Source organism: Pseudomonas sp. 31 R 17 (genome assembly GCF_900004915.1).
Classification (GTDB): domain Bacteria; phylum Pseudomonadota; class Gammaproteobacteria; order Pseudomonadales; family Pseudomonadaceae; genus Aquipseudomonas; species Aquipseudomonas orientalis_A.
Genome location: NZ_CVTN01000065.1, coordinates 845,100 through 863,146, shown reverse-complemented (window position 1 = coordinate 863,146; position 18,047 = coordinate 845,100). Strand labels below are relative to the sequence as shown.

At 59.8% G+C, this 18,047-nt stretch carries 15 protein-coding genes; 2 read left to right on the top strand and 13 right to left on the bottom strand.

The window, feature by feature from the left end; all coding sequences use genetic code 11:
- Positions 1 to 230: 230 nt before the first annotated feature.
- The 6 genes from BFP89_RS16145 to kdpF form a co-directional block, all read right to left on the bottom strand.
- Entirely contained in the window at positions 231 to 920 is a 690-nt protein-coding gene (locus BFP89_RS16145; RefSeq protein ID WP_065886435.1) for a response regulator, read from the bottom strand.
- Between the two features lie 131 nt (positions 921 to 1,051).
- Positions 1,052 to 3,703: a sensor histidine kinase gene (locus BFP89_RS16140; RefSeq protein WP_065886434.1), complete on the bottom strand. Its 2,652-nt coding sequence runs from the start codon at positions 3,701 to 3,703 to the stop codon at positions 1,052 to 1,054.
- Positions 3,704 to 3,847: 144 nt separating this feature from the next.
- Positions 3,848 to 4,393, bottom strand: coding sequence for a potassium-transporting ATPase subunit KdpC (gene kdpC / locus BFP89_RS16135; protein ID WP_065886433.1), 546 nt, complete (start codon positions 4,391 to 4,393; stop codon positions 3,848 to 3,850).
- Positions 4,394 to 4,476: 83 nt separating this feature from the next.
- Positions 4,477 to 6,540 carry a potassium-transporting ATPase subunit KdpB gene (gene kdpB / locus BFP89_RS16130; protein WP_370671217.1) on the bottom strand — a complete coding sequence of 688 codons (2,064 nt, stop codon included), beginning with the start codon at positions 6,538 to 6,540 and terminating at the stop codon, positions 4,477 to 4,479.
- Positions 6,541 to 6,546: 6 nt separating this feature from the next.
- Complete coding sequence (gene kdpA, locus BFP89_RS16125) at positions 6,547 to 8,241, bottom strand: potassium-transporting ATPase subunit KdpA (RefSeq protein ID WP_065886431.1); 1,695 nt, start codon at positions 8,239 to 8,241, stop codon at positions 6,547 to 6,549.
- Between the two features lie 9 nt (positions 8,242 to 8,250).
- Positions 8,251 to 8,340, bottom strand: a complete 90-nt coding sequence (kdpF, locus tag BFP89_RS16120) for a K(+)-transporting ATPase subunit F (RefSeq protein ID WP_003218754.1) — start codon at positions 8,338 to 8,340, stop codon at positions 8,251 to 8,253.
- A gap of 414 nt (positions 8,341 to 8,754) precedes the next feature.
- Here kdpF and eat point away from each other — a divergent pair, with 414 nt between their 5' ends.
- A complete protein-coding gene (gene eat / locus BFP89_RS16115; RefSeq protein ID WP_065886430.1) occupies positions 8,755 to 10,119 on the top strand; it encodes an ethanolamine permease in 1,365 nt (454 codons plus the stop codon).
- Between the two features lie 111 nt (positions 10,120 to 10,230).
- Positions 10,231 to 10,398, top strand: coding sequence for a DUF2897 family protein (locus tag BFP89_RS16110; protein WP_003172675.1), 168 nt, complete (start codon positions 10,231 to 10,233; stop codon positions 10,396 to 10,398).
- 8 nt (positions 10,399 to 10,406) lie between these two features.
- On the opposite strand, the gene BFP89_RS16105 is transcribed toward BFP89_RS16110, so the two are convergent.
- The 7 genes from BFP89_RS16105 to BFP89_RS16075 form a co-directional block, all read right to left on the bottom strand.
- The gene (locus tag BFP89_RS16105) at positions 10,407 to 11,255 is read right to left on the bottom strand and encodes an urea carboxylase-associated family protein (RefSeq protein ID WP_065886429.1); all 849 of its coding nucleotides are present in this window, start codon (positions 11,253 to 11,255) and stop codon (positions 10,407 to 10,409) included.
- A 132-nt stretch (positions 11,256 to 11,387) separates the two neighbouring features.
- Positions 11,388 to 11,720, bottom strand: coding sequence for a ComEA family DNA-binding protein (locus tag BFP89_RS16100; protein ID WP_065886428.1), 333 nt, complete (start codon positions 11,718 to 11,720; stop codon positions 11,388 to 11,390).
- Between the two features lie 110 nt (positions 11,721 to 11,830).
- Entirely contained in the window at positions 11,831 to 13,825 is a 1,995-nt protein-coding gene (locus BFP89_RS16095; protein WP_065886427.1) for a polysaccharide biosynthesis protein, read from the bottom strand.
- Positions 13,826 to 13,917: 92 nt separating this feature from the next.
- Complete coding sequence (locus tag BFP89_RS16090) at positions 13,918 to 14,946, bottom strand: MraY family glycosyltransferase (RefSeq protein WP_065886426.1); 1,029 nt, start codon at positions 14,944 to 14,946, stop codon at positions 13,918 to 13,920.
- A complete protein-coding gene (locus tag BFP89_RS16085; protein WP_083208077.1) occupies positions 14,943 to 15,902 on the bottom strand; it encodes a UDP-glucose 4-epimerase family protein in 960 nt (319 codons plus the stop codon). The genes BFP89_RS16090 and BFP89_RS16085 overlap by 4 nt, the downstream gene beginning before the upstream one ends.
- A 14-nt stretch (positions 15,903 to 15,916) precedes the next feature.
- Positions 15,917 to 17,044 (bottom strand): non-hydrolyzing UDP-N-acetylglucosamine 2-epimerase, encoded by a 1,128-nt coding sequence (wecB, locus tag BFP89_RS16080; protein ID WP_057722891.1) that lies wholly within the window; start codon positions 17,042 to 17,044, stop codon positions 15,917 to 15,919.
- On the bottom strand, positions 17,037 to 18,047 hold the full coding sequence (locus BFP89_RS16075; protein WP_065886424.1) for a polysaccharide biosynthesis protein: 1,011 nt from the start codon (positions 18,045 to 18,047) through the stop codon (positions 17,037 to 17,039). Before BFP89_RS16075 ends, wecB begins: the two co-directional genes overlap by 8 nt.

Below are 18,047 nucleotides of genomic sequence, written 5' to 3'. Positions count from 1 at the left end.
GAGGTGCCGAGTGGTGGGGCAAGAGCCCTTTGCTTACTTTGGGGCTTTTCCAAAGTGAGCCGCCGTCAGGGCGGAACCCTAAGTGGCCGTTACCTAAATAATGGATATGTACTCGGTCTGATCCAGCATCCTGGTCGGCCCTGAGGCCGCCATCGGGGGCAAGCCCCCTCCCACATTTTGATCTGTGAATACATTCAAAGTGTGTGAGGCCGCCTCAGGCCCCGGCAAACTCAAGCACCCAGCAACCGATACCCCACCCCCACCTCAGTCACGATAAACCTCGGCTGCATCGGGTCATCCGCCAGCTTCTGGCGCAAATGCCCCACCACAATGCGCAGGTAGTGGCTGTCTTCGGTATGGGTCGGCCCCCAGATATCCTTGAGCAATTGCTGCTGGGTAATCACCCGCCCCGCATGCCGCGCCAGTTGCGCCAGCACCGCGTACTCCTTGCGGGTCAGCGCCACTTCGACGCCGTCGAGCAGCACGCGGCGGTAGGCCAGGTCCACGGTCAGCGGGCCGAAACTCAATGCGGCCTCCTGAGCCTCCCCCGCTGGCGCCTGGCGCAATAATGCGCGCACACGGGCGAGGAACTCCTGGATACCGAACGGCTTGGTCACGTAGTCATTGGCGCCACCGTCAAGGGCTTCGACCTTCTGCGCTTCGCTGGCCCGCACCGAGAGCACCAATACCGGCACCGTCGACCACTCGCGAAACTCGCGCAGCACCTGCTGGCCGTCCATATCGGGCAAGCCCAGGTCAAGGACGAGCAAGTCCGGTTTGCTCAACGCCGCCTGAGCGAGGCCTTCGTTGCCGCTACCGGCTTCGATCACCTTATAGCCTTGGGAGGCCAGGCTGATGCGCAGGAATTTGCGGATCTGCGGTTCGTCATCAATGACGAGAATCGTCGCGGTCTGGCTCATGGTGTCTCAGTTAAAATCAATTAAAAAACCAACCCATGTGGGAGCGAGCCTGCTCGCGAAAAACGTCTAGGCGCCGCGTACATTCAGGAAGCCATCTTTATCGTTAACGACCTTCGCGAGCAAGCTCGCGCCTACAGGTTTTGCTCCAGGGCAGGTTGTGTCGGCAATGGCAGGAACAAGGTAATACAGGTGCCCCGCCCTTCAATACCGTCGGCCACACTGATGTGCCCACCGTGCGCGCCGACCATGCCCTGGCAGATCGCCAACCCCAGGCCGGTGCCCTGCCCGCCGCGATCACCGCGCGCAGCGGTGTAGAACATATCGAAGATTTTTGCCCGTTCGTCCTCCGGAATTCCCGGCCCCTCATCGGCTACGGCAAAAAACACTTGGCCGTCCGACACGCCGGCGCTCAACTGCAAGCGGCCCTGGGGCGGCGAAAAGCGCGCGGCGTTTTCCATGACATTGACCAGGGCCTGCTCGATCAACGCCGCATGCACATAGAGCAAGGGCAAGTCCGGCGGCACATCGGTGTCGACCTGCAAAGGCGCCAGCACGGCGCGAAGGCGGCCAAGGGCACTGCCGACGATATCCCCGGGCGACACCCAATCGCGCGCCAGCTTCAGCGCACCGTGGCCCAGGCGGGTCATGTCCAGCAGGTTCTGGATATAGCGGTCGAGGCGCTCGGCTTCATCACGGGTCCCTTCGAGCAATTCGCGACGGTCCTCCAAGGGGATCGCCTCACCCAGCGCCAGCAGGCTGTCGATACTGCCGCGCATGGAGGTCAGCGGCGTACGCAAATCATGGGAGACGGAGGCGAGCAAGGCGCTGCGCAGTTGTTCGGTCTCACCGTGCAAACGCGCGGACTCCAATTCCTGCGCCAACTGCGCACGCGCCAACGCCTGGGCCAACGGCTGACTCAAGGCCGTGAGCAGGCGACGGCGTTGGCCACTCAACTCCATGCCGGCTTTCGCGCTGACGCCCAGCAAGCCCAGGGGGCCCTCTTCACCCGACAACGGCCACCACCACCAGCGTCCAAACGGCAAGGTGCCTGTGCCCATGCCTGCCGGTTGGTCGTGCTGCCAGGCCCAGTCGGCGGCGGCACGCTCGGCCTCGGTGAGGGTCAGCGGGCCACCGGTCTCGATCGTCCAACCGCCCTGGCCGTCGCGATTGACCAGGCACAGATCCAACTCATTCCAGCCTTGCAGGTGATGAGCCGCTGCACTGATGACCGCCTGGCGGTCCGTGGCGGCGGTGAGCTTGCGTGACAGGTCGAGCAGCTCGCTGGTTTCTTCCTGGGTATCGCGCAGCGCCTGTAATTGCTGACGCTGGCGTGCGGCCAGGTTGCCGGTGAGCGCCGCCATCAACAGGAAAAACAACAGCGTCAGGACGTCCTCTTCACGCTGGATGGAAAAGGAGAAATTCGGTGGGATAAACAGAAAGTCGTAGGTCATGAACGACAACGCCGCACACACCAGCGAAGGCCCCAGGCTGCTGCGCACCGCCACCAGCAGCACCGCAGCGAGGAACACCAGCGAGATATTCGGTAACGGCAAGAGGCTGGACACACCCCACGCAAGGCCCGCCGCGACAAGGGTGGCCACCACGGCCAGGGCATAATCGAACCAGCGCAGCCCGCACACATCCGGCAAGCGCGGTGCCGCAGGTATATCGTCGCTGTCGAGTACGTTGATTTCCAGGCCCCGCGCATCGCGCAGCAAGCGTGCGGCGAGGCCGCCACCGAACAGGCGCCGACGCCAGCACATGCGCGACTGCCCCACCAAGACCAGACTGGCGCGGCGCTCGGCGGCATGCTGGATCAACGTCCTGGCCACCTCGCCGGCCCGCAGCAGCACCACCTCACCGCCCAGGCGTTCAGCCAGTTGCTGGGCATTCTGCAGGCGCAGCCGGGACTGTTCATCCCGCGCGCGGCCGTTGTCGACATGCACCAGGCTCCATGGCAAATGCCGCCGCTGGGCGACACGGCTGGCATGGCGCACCAGGCGTTCGGCTTGCGCATCGCCATCGACACCCACCAGCAGGCGACCCCGCACCGCCGGCGCCGCCTGGCCGAGCTGGCGATATCCCTGGGCCAGATCGTCGTCGACATGGGCGGCAGCGGTCTGCATGGCCAGCTCGCGCAGGGCCATCAAGTTGGTCTGGGTGAAAAACGCATCGATGGCCGCACGCGCCTGTTCCGGCACATACACCTTGCCGTCGCGCAGGCGCTCGAGCAGTTCGCGGGATGGCAGGTCGATCAGCAGCAGCTCGTCGGCCTCCTGCAGCACCCAGTCCGGCAGGGTTTCACGCACCTGCACGCCGGTGATGCCACGCACCTGGTCGTTGAGACTTTCCAGGTGCTGGACGTTGACCGTGGTGAACACGTTGATGCCGGCCGCCAGCAGTTCCTGGATGTCCTGCCAGCGCTTTTCATGACGGCTGCCGGGGGCGTTGCTATGGGCCAGTTCGTCGACCAGCACCAGCTTGGGCCGGGCCGCAAGCAGGCCGTCGAGGTCCATTTCTTCAAGCATTACGCCCCGGTATTCGCTGCGCAACAACGGCTGTTGCGGCAAACCGCTGAGCAAGGCTTCGGTCTCGGCGCGGCCGTGGGTCTCGACCACCCCGGCGATCAGAGCCACACCCTGGCGCAGTTGAGTATGGGCAGCCTGGAGCATGGCGTAGGTCTTGCCTACACCGGGCGCGGCGCCGAGGAAAACTTTGAGCCGGCCACGGCCGTTGCGGGGCAGATCGGCTAGCAGGGCATCGGCGCGGCCGGAGTCGCTCATGCGCGGGGGTTCCTCAGGTGTTCAAAGTAGTCAGGTTCAATGAAGATCAAATGTGGGAGGGGGCTTGCTCCCGATAGCGGTGTGTCAGTAACAGCTATTTCAACTGAACCAGCGCTATCGGGAGCAAGCCCCCTCCCACAGGGTTCAGAGTTTTTCCAGGGCCATGTTCAGGGCCAGCACGTTGACTACGGGCGGGCCTACCAACGGGCTTTCGATGTGTTCATCCAACAGCCGCTGCAAGGTCGACACCGGTACATTTCGTGCGGCCGCCACTCGCGCCAGTTGATAGGCAATTGCCTCGGGTGGCAAGTGTGGATCGAGCCCGCTGCCGGAGGTCGTCAGCGAGGCCAACGGTACCGGCCCCTGGCCTGGCACCTGTTGTTTGGTCGCGTCGTCAAGGATACGCGCGGCCAGTGCGGGGTTGCTCGGGCCAAGGTTGCTGGCACTGCTGGAAACCGTCGCGAACGCGCCGGCCGAAGGGCGTGGGTGGAACCAGCCGTCACCGCTGAAATCCTGGGCGATCAGGCTGGAGCCGCGCACCTTGCCGCTGGCATCGCGCACCAGGCTGCCATTGGCCTGGTCTGCAAAGGCTACTTGCGCGATGCCGGTCACCACCAGCGGGTAGGCGACGCCGGTGATCAGGGTCATGAGTACCAGCAGGCTCAGGGCTGGGCGGATGATGTTGGACATTTCAGACTCCTCGGTGCAGTGATGCGGTGGGACGCGGAGCGTCCGGGGCAGCATTCCCACGCTGAGCGTGGGAATGATCAGGCTCAAACCAGGTGCAGCGCCGTCAGCAGCATGTCGATCGCCTTGATGCCCACAAAGGGCACCAGCAGCCCACCCAGGCCGTAGATCAGCAGGTTGCGGCGCAACAGCGCGGCCGCGCTCGCGGCTTGCACACGCACACCGCGCAGGGCCAGGGGAATCAGCACCACGATAATCAGCGCGTTGAACACGATGGCCGACAGGATCGCGCTCTGCGGGCTCTGCAAGTGCATGACATTGAGCACGCCCAGTTGCGGATAGATCGAGGCAAACAGCGCCGGCAGGATCGCGAAGTACTTGGCCACATCGTTGGCGATGGAAAAGGTGGTCAGCGCGCCCCGGGTCACCAGCAACTCCTTGCCGATCTGCACCACGTCCAGCAGCTTGGTCGGATCGCTGTCGAGGTCGACCATGTTCGCGGCTTCCCGCGCAGCCTGGGTACCGTCGTTCATCGCCATGCCGACATCGGCCTGGGCCAGTGCCGGGGCGTCATTGGCGCCGTCGCCGCACATGGCGACCAGACGGCCGTCGTTCTGTTCATGGCGGATACGCGCCAGTTTCTTCTCAGGCGTGGCTTCAGCCAGTACATCATCCACGCCGGCTTCAGCGGCAATCGCGGCGGCGGTCAGCGGGTTGTCGCCGGTGACCATCACGGTACGAATGCCCAACTTGCGCAGCTCGGCGAAACGCTCGCGGATCCCGGGCTTGACCACGTCTTTGAGATGGATCGCACCGAGTAACTTGCCATCGGCGCACACCAGCAACGGCGTGCCGCCACTCTGCGCGATCTTGTCGATTTCCCGCGACAGCGCAGGTAACAGGTCGCTGCGTTGCTGGCCGATAAACGCCAGCAGCGAATCCACCGCGCCCTTGCGAAAGACGCGGCCCTGGTAATCGACACCGGATAAGCGGGTTTCCGCGCTGAACGGTACGGCGGTCAGTTGCTCCAGCGTCGGCTCGGCCTGGGGATGCAAGGCGCGCAGGTATTCGACGATGGACTTGCCTTCCGCCGTGTCATCGGCCAGGGAGGCGAACAACGCGCCTTCAGCCACTTCCCGACCACTGACACCGGGCGCCGCAACCACGGCGGTGCAACGACGATTGCCGAAGGTGATGGTGCCGGTCTTGTCCAGCAGCAATACGTGCACATCCCCTGCCGCTTCCACCGCGCGACCGGACTTGGCGATCACGTTCAACCGCACCAGACGGTCCATGCCGGCAATGCCGATGGCCGAGAGCAAGCCGCCAATGGTCGTGGGAATCAGCGTCACCAGCAGTGCGACGAGGAACACCAGGGGCAGGCTGCCATTGGCGAAGTGTGCGAACGGCTGCAGGGTGACCACCACCAGCAGGAAGATCAGGGTGAGGCCGATCAGCAGGATATCCAGTGCAACTTCGTTGGGGGTTTTCTGGCGTTTGGCGCCTTCCACCAGAGCGATCATGCGATCCAGGGTCGACTCGCCGGGGTTGGCAGTGATGCGGACCAGCAGCCAGTCCGACACCAGCCGGGTGTTACCGGTGACGGCAGAGCGGTCGCCGCCGGACTCGCGGATCACCGGGGCGGACTCCCCGGTAATCGCCGCTTCGTTGACCGCGGCGATGCCTTCGATCACTTCGCCGTCGCCGGGAATCATTTCACCTGCCGCGACGCGCACCACATCACCTTTGCGCAGGCTGGTGGCCGGTACCACCTTGAAGCTGCCGTCGGCCTCCTTGCGGCGCGCGCTCAGGCCCTCACTGCCGGCCTTGAGGCTGTCGGCGCGGGCCTTGCCACGGCCTTCGGCCAAGGCTTCAGCGAAGTTGGCGAACAATACGGTGAACCACAGCCACACCGCGATTTGCACGGCTACGAAAGTCGGCACGCTGGTATCGGGCACAAAGCACAGCACGGTGGTCAGAATGGCGGTCAGCTCGACCACCAGCATGACCGGCGAGCGTTGCAATTGACGGGGATCCAGCTTGACGAACGCCTGGACCAGCGCCGGGCGCCACAACGCAGAGATCGCGGTTTTGGCGGGCTCCTGAGTGTGCGCGGGGGCAGCATTTTTTACAGACATGTTCATTCTCATATCCCCTTAGAAGCCCATGCTCAGGTGTTCAGCAATCGGGCCCAGCGCCAGTGTCGGCAGAAACGTCAGGCCGCCCACCAGCAAGATGGTCACGGTCAACAGCGTCACGAACAACGGGCCGTGGGTCGGAAAACTGTTCTGGCCAATCGGTGCGGTCTTCTTCATCGCCAGGCTACCGGCGAGGGCCAGGACCGGCAGGATGTAACCGAACCGGCCGATCAACATGCCCAGCCCGAGCATCAGGTTGTGAAACGCGGTGTTGCCGCTGAAACCGCCGAACGCCGAACCGTTGTTGGCACTGGCCGAGGTGTAGGCGTAGAGCAACTGGCTGAAGCCATGAGGGCCAGGGTTGCTGATGGCTCCGGCCGGGCCGGGCAGGCTGGCGGCGATGGCACCCAGCACGAGCACACCCACCGGCATGACCAGCAGGGTCACTACGAGCAATTGCACTTCCTTGGCCTGAAGCTTCTTGCCCAGGTATTCCGGGGTGCGGCCGATCATCAGGCCGGCGAGGAACACCGCGATCAACACGTTGAGCAACATGCCGTACAAACCGGCGCCGACGCCGCCGAAAATCACTTCGCCAACCATCATGTTGACCAGCGCCACCATGCCGCTCAGAGGGTTGAGGCTGTCCTGCATGCCGTTGACCGAACCGTTGGACGCCGCGGTGGTAGTCACCGACCAGAGCACCGTGCCGGTGGTGCCGAAGCGCGTTTCCTTGCCTTCCAATGGCGCGGTGTGTTCCACGGCCGGGTGGTTCAGGGTCGGATTGGGCTGGTACTCGGACCACAGCGACGTCGCGCCGCCAATCAGGAACAAGGCCAGCATGCACGCCAGAATCGCGCGGCTCTGACGCAGGTCTTTGACGTAGTGACCGAAGGTGAACACCAGGGCGACCGGGATGAGAATGATCGACGCCACTTCGAAGAGGTTGGCCCACGCCGTCGGGTCTTCAAACGGATGCGCCGAGTTCACCCCAAAGAAGCCGCCGCCATTGGTGCCCAGTTGCTTGATCGCAATCTGGCTGGCTGCCGGGCCCAGGGGAATGACTTGATCCACACCCTGCATCGTCACGGCATCAACGTAATGGGCGAACGTCTGCGGCACCCCCTGCCATACCAGGAACAGCGCCAGCACCAGGCACAGCGGCAGCAAACCGTAGAGCGTGGCGCGGGTCATGTCGACCCAGAAATTCCCCAGGGTCGCGGTGGATTTGCGACCGATCCCACGGCAAAGCGCGACCAGGACTGCCAGGCCGGTGGCGGCACTGACGAAGTTCTGCACGGTGAGGCCGACCATCTGGCTGAGGTAGCTCAGGGAGGCTTCGCCGCTGTAGTTCTGCCAGTTGGTATTGGTCATGAAACTGACCGCGGTGTTGAACGCCAGCGTCCATTCCTGGCCCGGCAATTTCTGCGGGTTGAGTGGGAGATAGTCCTGAAACAACAGGATGGCGAACAACAGCACGAAGCCCGCCAAGTTGAACGCGAGCAAGGCCAGCATGTACTTCTGCCAGCTTTGCTCTTGTTGATCGTCCACACCCGACAGGCGATAACAGGCTTTCTCGACTGGCCCCAGCACCGGCGTCAGCCACGTGCGCTGGCCTTCCATCACCTTGTAATAGAACCGCCCCAGAAACGGTGCCGGCACCAGTACCACGGCGAAGAAGGCGATGATCAGCCAATAGTCATAACTGTGCATAGCCCGCTCCTAGTTCCGATCCGCGCGTAACAGCGCAACCAGCAGATAAATGAACAGCGCCACGGCCAATAGCAGTGACACCCCGTCCAGAACGCTCATGGAAGTTTCTCCGTTTAACGGCGAGTGCCGCGTGTGGGGCAATTGTCCGCAGGAGGGGTGTAAAGGAACGAGAGCGAGGCGGGGCGCGGGGCGTAAAGATGGCGTAAAGAATGGCTTTATGCGGGGTTTACGGGGGAATTGGCGGTGACTGAGAGGGCCTCATCGCGGGCAAGCCCACTCCCACCTTTTGATCGCGTTTTTTTCAGGCCCGACGCGGTCCACTGTGGGAGCCGGGCTTGCCCGCGATGGCGGCAGTCCAGGCAATACCGCCCTTATCTGGTGCGCGCCAGGCCGCATTCAAACGCTAAACCGTCTCGCAGGCGACATAGGCGCCGCTTTGCGACAGGCTTGCGTAGCCTGGCATAGCCACTGCAACACCCTGAATCATTCCAACCGTTCAGGGAACTCCTCACAATGAACACACAACTCAAACCCACCTTGGGCACCCTGCATCTATGGGGCATCGCTGTCGGGCTGGTGATTTCCGGCGAGTACTTCGGCTGGAGCTATGGCTGGGGCGTAGCGGGCACACTGGGCTTTCTGGTGACCTCATTGATGGTCGCCGCGATGTACACCTGCTTCATCTTCAGCTTCACCGAACTGACCACGGCGATTCCCCACGCCGGCGGCCCCTTTGCCTACAGCCGCCGCGCCTTCGGTGAGAAAGGCGGTTTGATCGCCGGCCTGGCAACCCTGATCGAGTTTGTCTTCGCGCCACCCGCCATCGCCCTGGCCATCGGCGCCTACCTCAACGTGCAGTTTCCAGCACTGGACCCGAAACACGCCGCCGTCGGGGCCTACATCGTGTTCATGGGCCTGAACATCCTCGGCGTGAAACTCGCCGCCACCTTCGAACTGGTGGTCTGCGTGCTCGCCGTCGCCGAACTGCTGGTGTTCATGGGCGTCGTCGCCCCGGCGTTCAGCTTCAGCAACTTCGCCCTGAACGGCTGGGCCGGCGCCGACACCTTCGGTGCCCCGGCGATTGCCGGCATGTTTGCCGCGATCCCCTTCGCCATCTGGTTCTTCCTCGCCATCGAAGGCGCGGCCATGGCTGCCGAAGAAGCGAAAGATCCCAAGCGCACCATTCCGAAAGCCTACATCAGCGGTATCCTCACCCTGGTAATCCTGGCCATGGGCGTGATGTTCTTCGCGGGCGGCGTGGGCGACTGGCGCACCCTGTCAAACATCAACGACCCGCTGCCCCAGGCCATGAAAACCGTGGTGGGCGAAAGCTCCGGCTGGTTGCACATGCTCGTATGGATCGGCCTGTTCGGCCTGGTGGCGAGTTTCCACGGCATCATCCTCGGCTACTCGCGCCAGTTCTTCGCCCTGGCGCGCGCCGGTTACCTGCCGCCTTTCCTGGCCAAACTGTCGCGATTTCAGACACCTCACCGCGCCATCATCGCCGGCGGCGTGGTCGGCATCGCGGCCATCTACAGCGACGGCCTGATCAACCTGGGCGGCATGACCCTGACCGCCGCGATGATCACCATGGCGGTGTTCGGCGCCATCGTCATGTACATCATGAGCATGCTCAGCCTGTTCAAATTGCGCAAAACCGAACCCCTGCTGGAGCGGACTTTCCGAGCACCGGGCTACCCCATCGTGCCGGGCATCGCGCTGGTACTGGCCGTGGTGTGCCTGGTGGCGATGGCCTGGTTCAATACACTGATCGGCTTGATTTTCCTTGGCTTCATGGCCGTGGGCTTCATCTACTTCCAACTGACCGCCCAAGACCGCGCCGATGCGCCGGCAGATGCGATGTTGACCGGGCTATAAGACTTGTGAGGCAGAACGGGCCTACACTGAACTACTCAGAACGCCCGTAACTCAAAGCAGTTATTACCGTGGGAAAATTCTCCCCCGGCAACCTGCCTCAAGGAGAGCCTTATGCCGTGGTATGCGTGGTTGATTATGGTTGTTGCGATCGGATCGATCGTCGGTGGATTGATGATGCTGCGCGACAGCGCCAACAAAGTGGAACTCACCGACGAACAACGCAAACGCGTGGCCGAGCGCAATGCGCAGGCGGATGCCAAGGATGCCCAGGATCGTTGAGCCTTGGGTTACTCCCAAGCCGCCTTGGCAATCTGCATCCCGTGCTGCCCTTTATAGGCAGCACGCTCGGGCTGACTCCAGCCTTCAAGCAACCCCTCCTCCAATTGGTAGATCTCGACCCCCAACGGACGACACACCGTCAACGGGTCCTGCGCGTCCGGCCCCCACATCGGCAGTGACAAATCCCCACCCGGACACGTCGACAGCGCGCACAGCAAATCAATCTCGGCGAAAAACTCCAGGTAATCGCCCTTCTGTGCCGGACAGGCTTTCATAAAGTACATGTCATCGTGATTGAGTCCGGTGCACTGGAAAATATTCAGCACGTCGTGCACATCGAATTCCGTCAGACCGTGGGGCAATACCGCGCGAGTCAGGTTCGAATGGCAATGATGATGAAAGTCCTCACCGGTGAGCATACGGTTCACATAAGGATCGCAGCGCGTGCCAAGCAAATCATGCAGGCGCCCGCCATGTTCATCGATGCCGTAGCCTGCCAGGCTGTCATCGGTAATGGTGACCAGTGGCCGCAGGAATGGAAGGTTCGACCACAAGCGGTCGTGAGTGCTGACATGGGCACCTTGAAGTTGCCGGGTGCGAGCTGCCCATAAGCGCTCGCGCGGATCATTGGCGTTCCACACGTTGAAATCCCCCACTTGCGGGCCCACCGGAGTGGTCACGCGGAAGACATGCCCGGCAGGGACTTTCCATGCCCTGCCCGTGCGGATAGGAACCTCGAACTGTTCGATCAGCGTGCGTTGGTCCCGGCGATCCCGGATGCGCTCGTAGAACGCCGTATCCACCTGTAATGTCGAGCCTTTGCTGACTTGGTAGGCGGCCGGATAGTCTTTGTACATGGGGCGATCCTCCATCAAGGGTGACTGTCGAACAATCGATAATCTTGAAGTAACCACATTTCATGCCAGGACTGGGCGGGAAACACACAGGCTAAAAGGCCGATCAATGATCGGCCTTCCTGGCTACGTCCTTCAGTTGATAACCAACCTGTCGCGATTCTTCTCCAGCAGGGCCTTGCCAATACCCTTTACCTCCAGCAACTCATCCACCGCAGTGAACGGGCCATTGCTTTCGCGAAAAGCAACGATCGCTTTCGCCTTGGCGGCGCCGATACCGAACAAGTCGCGTCGCAGGGTTTCAGCATCGGCCGCGTTGAGGTTGACCTTGGCGGATTGCTCGGCTTTGACCATTTGCGCGGAGATGGGGGTTGGGGCTTCAGGTTTGACGGATGGGGCTGCGGTGGTGGCGGCAGAGAGGCTGGCGAGGAAGGCAAAGACAAGGGAGGAAACGTAGGTGTTTTGCATCGGTGACGCTCCATGACATCGGTAAGAGAAAAGCAGCTTTCCGAAGCTGCTTTTCTAACTTAGGCGATGGTTGGAGGGTGTCAAAAGCGGTTGAGTAACAGGGTGTTAACTCACGGCTCCAGGCGACGTTGCTGATAGATCCAGTCAACGATTTCGCCGTCGGGCGCATAGCCGCTGACCGTGTCGCGCAGAAGCTGGCGGACACGGGTGTAATCGTCTTCATCCACCGCTGCAAGCAACTCAGTGAGCTTGCCCTTGAGGACTTCCCATGACAGATAATCTTCGTTGGCACTCATGATCATCGGGTGTTGGGTCGCGACGACGTTGTCGCCAATCAGCAATTCTTCGTAAAGCTTTTCGCCGGGACGCAGGCCGGAGAATTCGATGGCAATATCGCCATGGGGATTCTTTTCGGAACGCACGCTCAGGCCGGACAGATGAATCATTTTTTCGGCCAGCTCGACAATCTTCACCGGCTCGCCCATGTCCAGTACAAACACATCACCGCCCAAGCCCATGGAGCCTGCCTGAATCACCAACTGCGCCGCTTCAGGGATCGTCATGAAATAACGCGTGATCTTCGGGTGGGTGACCGTCAATGGGCCGCCAGACTTGATCTGCTTGTGAAAGAGCGGAATCACCGAGCCCGAAGAACCCAGTACATTGCCGAAACGAACCATCGTGAAACGGGTCTTGTTGACGCGTGAGACATTCGACTTGTCACCGAACAATACGGGAGCCAGTTCACGACTGAGCGCCTGCAGGGTCAGTTCGGCCAAACGCTTGGTACTGCCCATGACATTGGTCGGGCGTACGGCTTTGTCCGTAGAGATCAGAACAAAGTTGGAAACACCAACTTGAAGTGCGGCCTGGGCAGTATTCAACGTCCCGATGACGTTGTTCAGCACACCTTCTGCGATGTTGTGCTCAACCATCGGTACATGCTTGTACGCTGCGGCATGATAAACCGTATCCACGCGCCAGGTTTTCATCACATCCAGCAGTTTGGACTGGTTACGCACAGAACCAAGGATGGGCAATAACTTGACGGGCAACGACTCACGGACCACGCGCTGCTCAAGTTCCGACAGGATGCTGTAGAGATTGAACTCACTGTGTTCGAACAACAGCAGCGTCGTCGGACGCAACGCCAGAATCTGCCGGCACAACTCGGAACCGATCGAACCGCCTGCGCCAGTGACCAGAACAGTCTGGCCCTTGATGCAGTGTTCCAGGAGCTCGTCCTGTGCAGGCACCGTGTCGCGACCCAGCAAGTCGGCGATGTCGACTTCCTGGATGTCATCGACCTTGACGCGACCGCTGGCCAGGTCCATGAAACCCGGAACGCTTCGTACGTGGAGCGGGAAGCCTTCGAGGAAACCAAGGATTTCACGGCGACGCCCACGGTTGGAGGAAGGGATGGCCAACAGTATTTCCTGGGCGCCAGTGGTATCGATCATTCGCTGGATATGTTTGGCCTTGTACACCTGCAGACCCGAAATGACGCGATCAGTGATGCTTTCATCGTCGTCGATAAACGCAACAGGGCGCATCACCCTGCCCATCCTCAACGCCGCGACCAATTGGTTGCCGGCTGCGCCCGCGCCATAAATAGCAACGCGCGGCAGACCATCTTCCCGGCTAGTGAACGGAACGTGCTGAGCCGCCGTAAACCAGTCACCCAGGAAGTATTGGCGCATCGCCAGACGCAGGCCGCCGACCATGATCAGGCTGAGCCACCAATAGTTGAAAATGATCGAGCGCGGGACCACATTCTGGTGATTGCTGTACCAATATACGACCACGCCGAGAATCAGCGATGAAAGGCTGACCGCCTTGATAATCGCAATCAGCGCATCGTTACCGAAATACCGCATCACCGCTCGGTACATACCGAAACGAATGAACAGGGGTATCGCCACGACCGGTGCGGCAATAAACAGCCAAAGGTGAGCGATGATTGGATTAGCCATTTCATCGACGCCCAGACGTACGACGAAAGCAAGCCACAATGCAGCCCAGACCACCATTACATCGGTACTGACCTGAATCAGCCGCTTTTTGCGTCGAGGCAAACCGACTAAGAACGCCCGTAACTTATCCATAACCCCTTCGAACACCTCTGTACATTCCAATGCCTAATACTGCAAAGCCATCCACGGGCTTTTCAGGACTCGCCGACCGACTACGATAACCTTTACTTCTGCGCGACCATCATCTCGAGCTCGCCGGCATGAAACTTTATCGCCAGCGCGACCAACGGCAAGTAGGCAACAACCAACGCCCACGTACCATCCCATCCGCTCAAGACTACACCCGCCGCAATAGGCAAAAGCCAAAAAACGTTGATGGCAGCAACGGCCATGGTCACTGGCAAGTGCTTGCCATATTTGCGCGAGGCAAATTGATAAGCATGACTGCGATGCGCTTCGTAAACCTTATCACCCCTTACCAATCGACGAACAAGCGTGCAGGTCGCGTCGACGACGAAGACGCCGAGCAAAATCAACCATGCCCAGAAAAAATCCGATTTGACCCAGGCTGCCTGCAGTGAGAAGAACGCCAGGGTAATCCCCAGGAAACCGCTACCGGCATCCCCCATGAAAATCTTGGCCGGCGGAAAATTCCAAACCAGAAATGCCCCCACTGCCGCCGCCAGCAATAAAGGCAGCCAGATCATCTGCGGGTGACCGCCCAATACGTAAAGCAAACAGGCGCCCAGGCAGGCGCAAATCGCTTCCACGCTGGCGATACCGTCAATTCCATCCATGAAATTGTAGAGATTGAGCATCCAGACGATATAGACAGCCGCCAGCACAGTACCCACAAGCCCCAGATCCAGGGCCCATCCGAATATGTTCAGCGGCGCAAGTCCGTTGATCCAGAACAACGCCCATGCCGCCGCTGCAAAATGCCCTGCCAAACGCCAGCGAGCTGCAATGTGCCCATGGTCATCCATAAAGCCCAGGACGGCTATTACCATGCCGGCGCCGCCTGCTGCGACGAGCGAAGGCCACGGGACCAGGTCCAGCCACCCGACCAGCGGGAGTACCGCAAGAAAGGCCAATACAATGGCTACCCCGCCGCCCCTTGGCGTAGGAACAGAATGTGAACTCCGTGCGTTCGGTATATCAATGATGCTTCGAGATAACGCGTAGCGCCTAAGCACAGCGGTCATGACAAACGAGACAAACGCAACAACCGGAACGATCCACCAATAACTCATGTGTTTTGACTTTCCATATAAGCAGACGCCGTGACCTTGAGCGCCTCGTCAACCGACAGCGGAGGCGTCCAGCCTAAAAGGGCACGCGTCTTCCCAATATCGACCTGCAAGGAACCGCACAACCGTTGGGACAGACTGCGTTTGCCCAGGGTAATTGCGGCCGCACTCAGCAACGAGGCCGGAACGGGAAGAAGACGCGCGGGTTTGCCCAGCGCGGACGCCATTTTGCGTAATAAAACAGTGGTTGAAAGATCCTCGCCATCACTGACCATGAATACCTGGTTGGCGGCGGCTGGATGAGTGATGCAGGTAATCGAAAGATCAACCAGGTTATCCAGCGCGACCAGACTGCGCGCGTTATGAATGGCGCCGAAAGGCAATGGCACACCTTTGTGCAGCCAACGCATCATGCTCAGGAAGTTGGCTTTTACACCCGGGCCATAAACCAGCACCGGACGGATGATCACCACTTCCATCCCTGTCGTTGCAGCCATCTCCAGGAGACCCTGTTCGGCCTCCATCTTCGATATGCCGTAAGGGTCCGACGGTGCCGGCGGCTGATCGGCGGTATAAGGCGCGCCCAAGACCGTGCCTTCACCGTTGACCTTGATTGAACTGAGGAACACAAAGCGTCGCACACCAGCCTGCGCCGCCTGATGCGCCAGGGCCAGGGTGCCCTGGACATTGACGCGGCGAAAGGCTTCAAGCGGATCGGCCTCGGCATCGTTCATCACATGAACGCGGGCCGCGCAATGAACAACCGCTTCAACCCCGGTCAGAACGCCCGAAAAATCAGCGCTCGACAGGTCGTCGAATTGAACCACTTGATCGGCGCCAGGACAGGAAAAACCGGGGTCTCTGACGGCAACCGTGACCTGAACATCTGTACGAGCGGATAACACTTGGACCAACCGGCTACCAACAAATCCAGATGCCCCAGTCACAAATATGCGCACACCAAACTCCTTGTTTAGGATTTAGACCAAACGGTGCGATTAATATAATCGGTATAGCTGTGCACAATGCGCACGACTTTTTTGGAGACGGCGCCCCCCAAATAATCGCCTACCACCGACATCACTCGTTCGCCACGTACATGCTGGCTGGTCACGACCCTGACAGCGTTCAGCACGCGATCAGTCGTCAGGCCACACATGATAAGCGTGCCTTCATCCATGCCTTCTGGCCGCTCGTGAGCGTTGCGAATCGTCACCGCCGGCAGGTTCAGCAAAGACGCTTCTTCAGTGATGGTGCCGCTGTCGGACAGAATGCAAAACGCTTCCATCTGCAACTTGATGTAGTCGAGCAGACCGAACGGCTTAACGAAGCGAATCAGTGGATGGTCAAGCGACTCACCCAATGCTTCAAGGCGCTTACGCGTCCTTGGGTGTGTGGAAACAATAATAGGCAGCTTGTACTCGTCGGCCAGTGCCTTCAGCGAACCAATCAGATCCCGAAGATTATCCGGGGTATCTACGTTCTCTTCACGATGCGTGCTGACAATAAAGAAGCCACCGGAGGTCAGCCCTTCGCGAGCCAGTACATCGGAGGCTTGGATCTTGGGCATGTAGAAGTCGAGGACTTCTGCCATGTGCGACCCGGTCTTGATGATCGTTTCCGGGCGCACGCCCTCATCCAGCAGATAGCGACGGGCGTGTTCGGTCAGCACCATATTTATATCGCTGAGGTGGTCGAGAACCTTGCGATTCAGCTCCTCGGGCACGCGCTGGTCGAAGCAACGGTTACCCGCTTCCATATGGAAAACCGGGATTTTTCTGCGCTTGGCAGAAATGACAGCCAGACAGGTATTGGTATCCCCGTAGAGCAGGAGTGCATCCGGCTTTTCCGACTCGAACAACTCATCCGATTTAGCGATAACCTGAGCGATCGTCTGGGCCGCAGTATCACCTACAGCACCCAGGAAATGGTCGGGCTTGCGAATATCCAGGTCATCAAAAAATACCTGGTTAAGCTCATAATCGTAGTTCTGACCGGAATGCACCAAAATATGGTGGGTCTGTTTGTCCAGTTCTGCGATCACGCGGCTCATTTTGATGAGTTCCGGCCGAGTGCCCACCAGGGTCATGACTTTAAGCATTGAGTTGCTCCCGAACAAACTCCAACTTCATCAGCAGCGCTTTAACACCCTCAACGTCCAGGCGTTCAGTATTGTGTGATGTGTAGTCGTCCAACTCCGAAATATGCGTTTCACCCTCTACGAAATATTTCTCATAGTTCAGGTCGCGATTGTCCGCAGGGATCCGGTAATAACGGCCCATGTCTTCTGCCTTGGCCATTTCTTCGCGAGAAATCAACGACTCGTAAAGCTTCTCGCCGTGACGCGTGCCGATCACCTTGATCGAATTCATGCACTTGAACAGCTCTTTGAGCGCTTGAGCCAAATCTTCGACGGTCGATGCAGGCGCCTTTTGTACGAAAATATCGCCTTGTTCGGCATATTCAAAAGCATGCAAAACCAAATCAACCGAATCTTCCAGGGACATGAGGAAACGGGTCATGTTGGGGTCAGTTACCGTCAGTTCGCCGCCCTGCTTCAACTGATTGATGAACAGGGGGATCACCGAACCTCGGGAAGCCATAACGTTGCCGTAGCGCGTGGAACAAATGACAGGACCGTTTTGCGGGATCATCCGGGACTTGGCAACGACCAGCTTTTCCGCCATGGCTTTGGAAATACCCATCGCATTGATTGGGTAGACGGCTTTATCCGTGCTTAGAACCACTACGCGTTCTACATTGTTGGCGATCGCCGCGTTCAGCACGTTTTCCGTGCCCATCACGTTGGTTTTGACCGCTTCCATCGGATAGAACTCGCAAGAGGGAACCTGCTTGAGCGCAGCGGCGTGAAAGATGTAATTGACCCCGACCATCGCCTGGGAAATGCTGGCATAGTCACGCACATCGCCGATGTAAAACTTTACCTTGTCGTTACCCAGCGCAATGCGCATGTCTTCCTGTTTCTTTTCGTCACGGCTGAACACACGGATTTCTTTAACATCGGTATCGAGAAATCGCTTCAGCACGGTGTTACCAAACGAACCGGTACCGCCGGTAATCATCAAAACTTTATTATCGAACAT

What these genes read in the sequence shown, in the direction of transcription:
- BFP89_RS16145 (WP_065886435.1), bottom strand. Translation starts at nt 920, where the DNA reads ATGAGCCAGACCGCGACGATTCTCGTCATTGATGACGAACCGCAGATC.
- BFP89_RS16140 (WP_065886434.1), bottom strand. Translation starts at nt 3,703, where the DNA reads ATGAGCGACTCCGGCCGCGCCGATGCCCTGCTAGCCGATCTGCCCCGC.
- kdpC (WP_065886433.1), bottom strand. Translation starts at nt 4,393, where the DNA reads ATGTCCAACATCATCCGCCCAGCCCTGAGCCTGCTGGTACTCATGACC.
- kdpB (WP_370671217.1), bottom strand. Translation starts at nt 6,540, where the DNA reads ATGAGAATGAACATGTCTGTAAAAAATGCTGCCCCCGCGCACACTCAG.
- kdpA (WP_065886431.1), bottom strand. Translation starts at nt 8,241, where the DNA reads ATGCACAGTTATGACTATTGGCTGATCATCGCCTTCTTCGCCGTGGTA.
- kdpF (WP_003218754.1), bottom strand. Translation starts at nt 8,340, where the DNA reads ATGAGCGTTCTGGACGGGGTGTCACTGCTATTGGCCGTGGCGCTGTTC.
- eat (WP_065886430.1), top strand. Translation starts at nt 8,755, where the DNA reads ATGAACACACAACTCAAACCCACCTTGGGCACCCTGCATCTATGGGGC.
- BFP89_RS16110 (WP_003172675.1), top strand. Translation starts at nt 10,231, where the DNA reads ATGCCGTGGTATGCGTGGTTGATTATGGTTGTTGCGATCGGATCGATC.
- BFP89_RS16105 (WP_065886429.1), bottom strand. Translation starts at nt 11,255, where the DNA reads ATGTACAAAGACTATCCGGCCGCCTACCAAGTCAGCAAAGGCTCGACA.
- BFP89_RS16100 (WP_065886428.1), bottom strand. Translation starts at nt 11,720, where the DNA reads ATGCAAAACACCTACGTTTCCTCCCTTGTCTTTGCCTTCCTCGCCAGC.
- BFP89_RS16095 (WP_065886427.1), bottom strand. Translation starts at nt 13,825, where the DNA reads ATGGATAAGTTACGGGCGTTCTTAGTCGGTTTGCCTCGACGCAAAAAG.
- BFP89_RS16090 (WP_065886426.1), bottom strand. Translation starts at nt 14,946, where the DNA reads ATGAGTTATTGGTGGATCGTTCCGGTTGTTGCGTTTGTCTCGTTTGTC.
- wecB (WP_057722891.1), bottom strand. Translation starts at nt 17,044, where the DNA reads ATGCTTAAAGTCATGACCCTGGTGGGCACTCGGCCGGAACTCATCAAA.
- BFP89_RS16075 (WP_065886424.1), bottom strand. Translation starts at nt 18,047, where the DNA reads ATGTTCGATAATAAAGTTTTGATGATTACCGGCGGTACCGGTTCGTTT.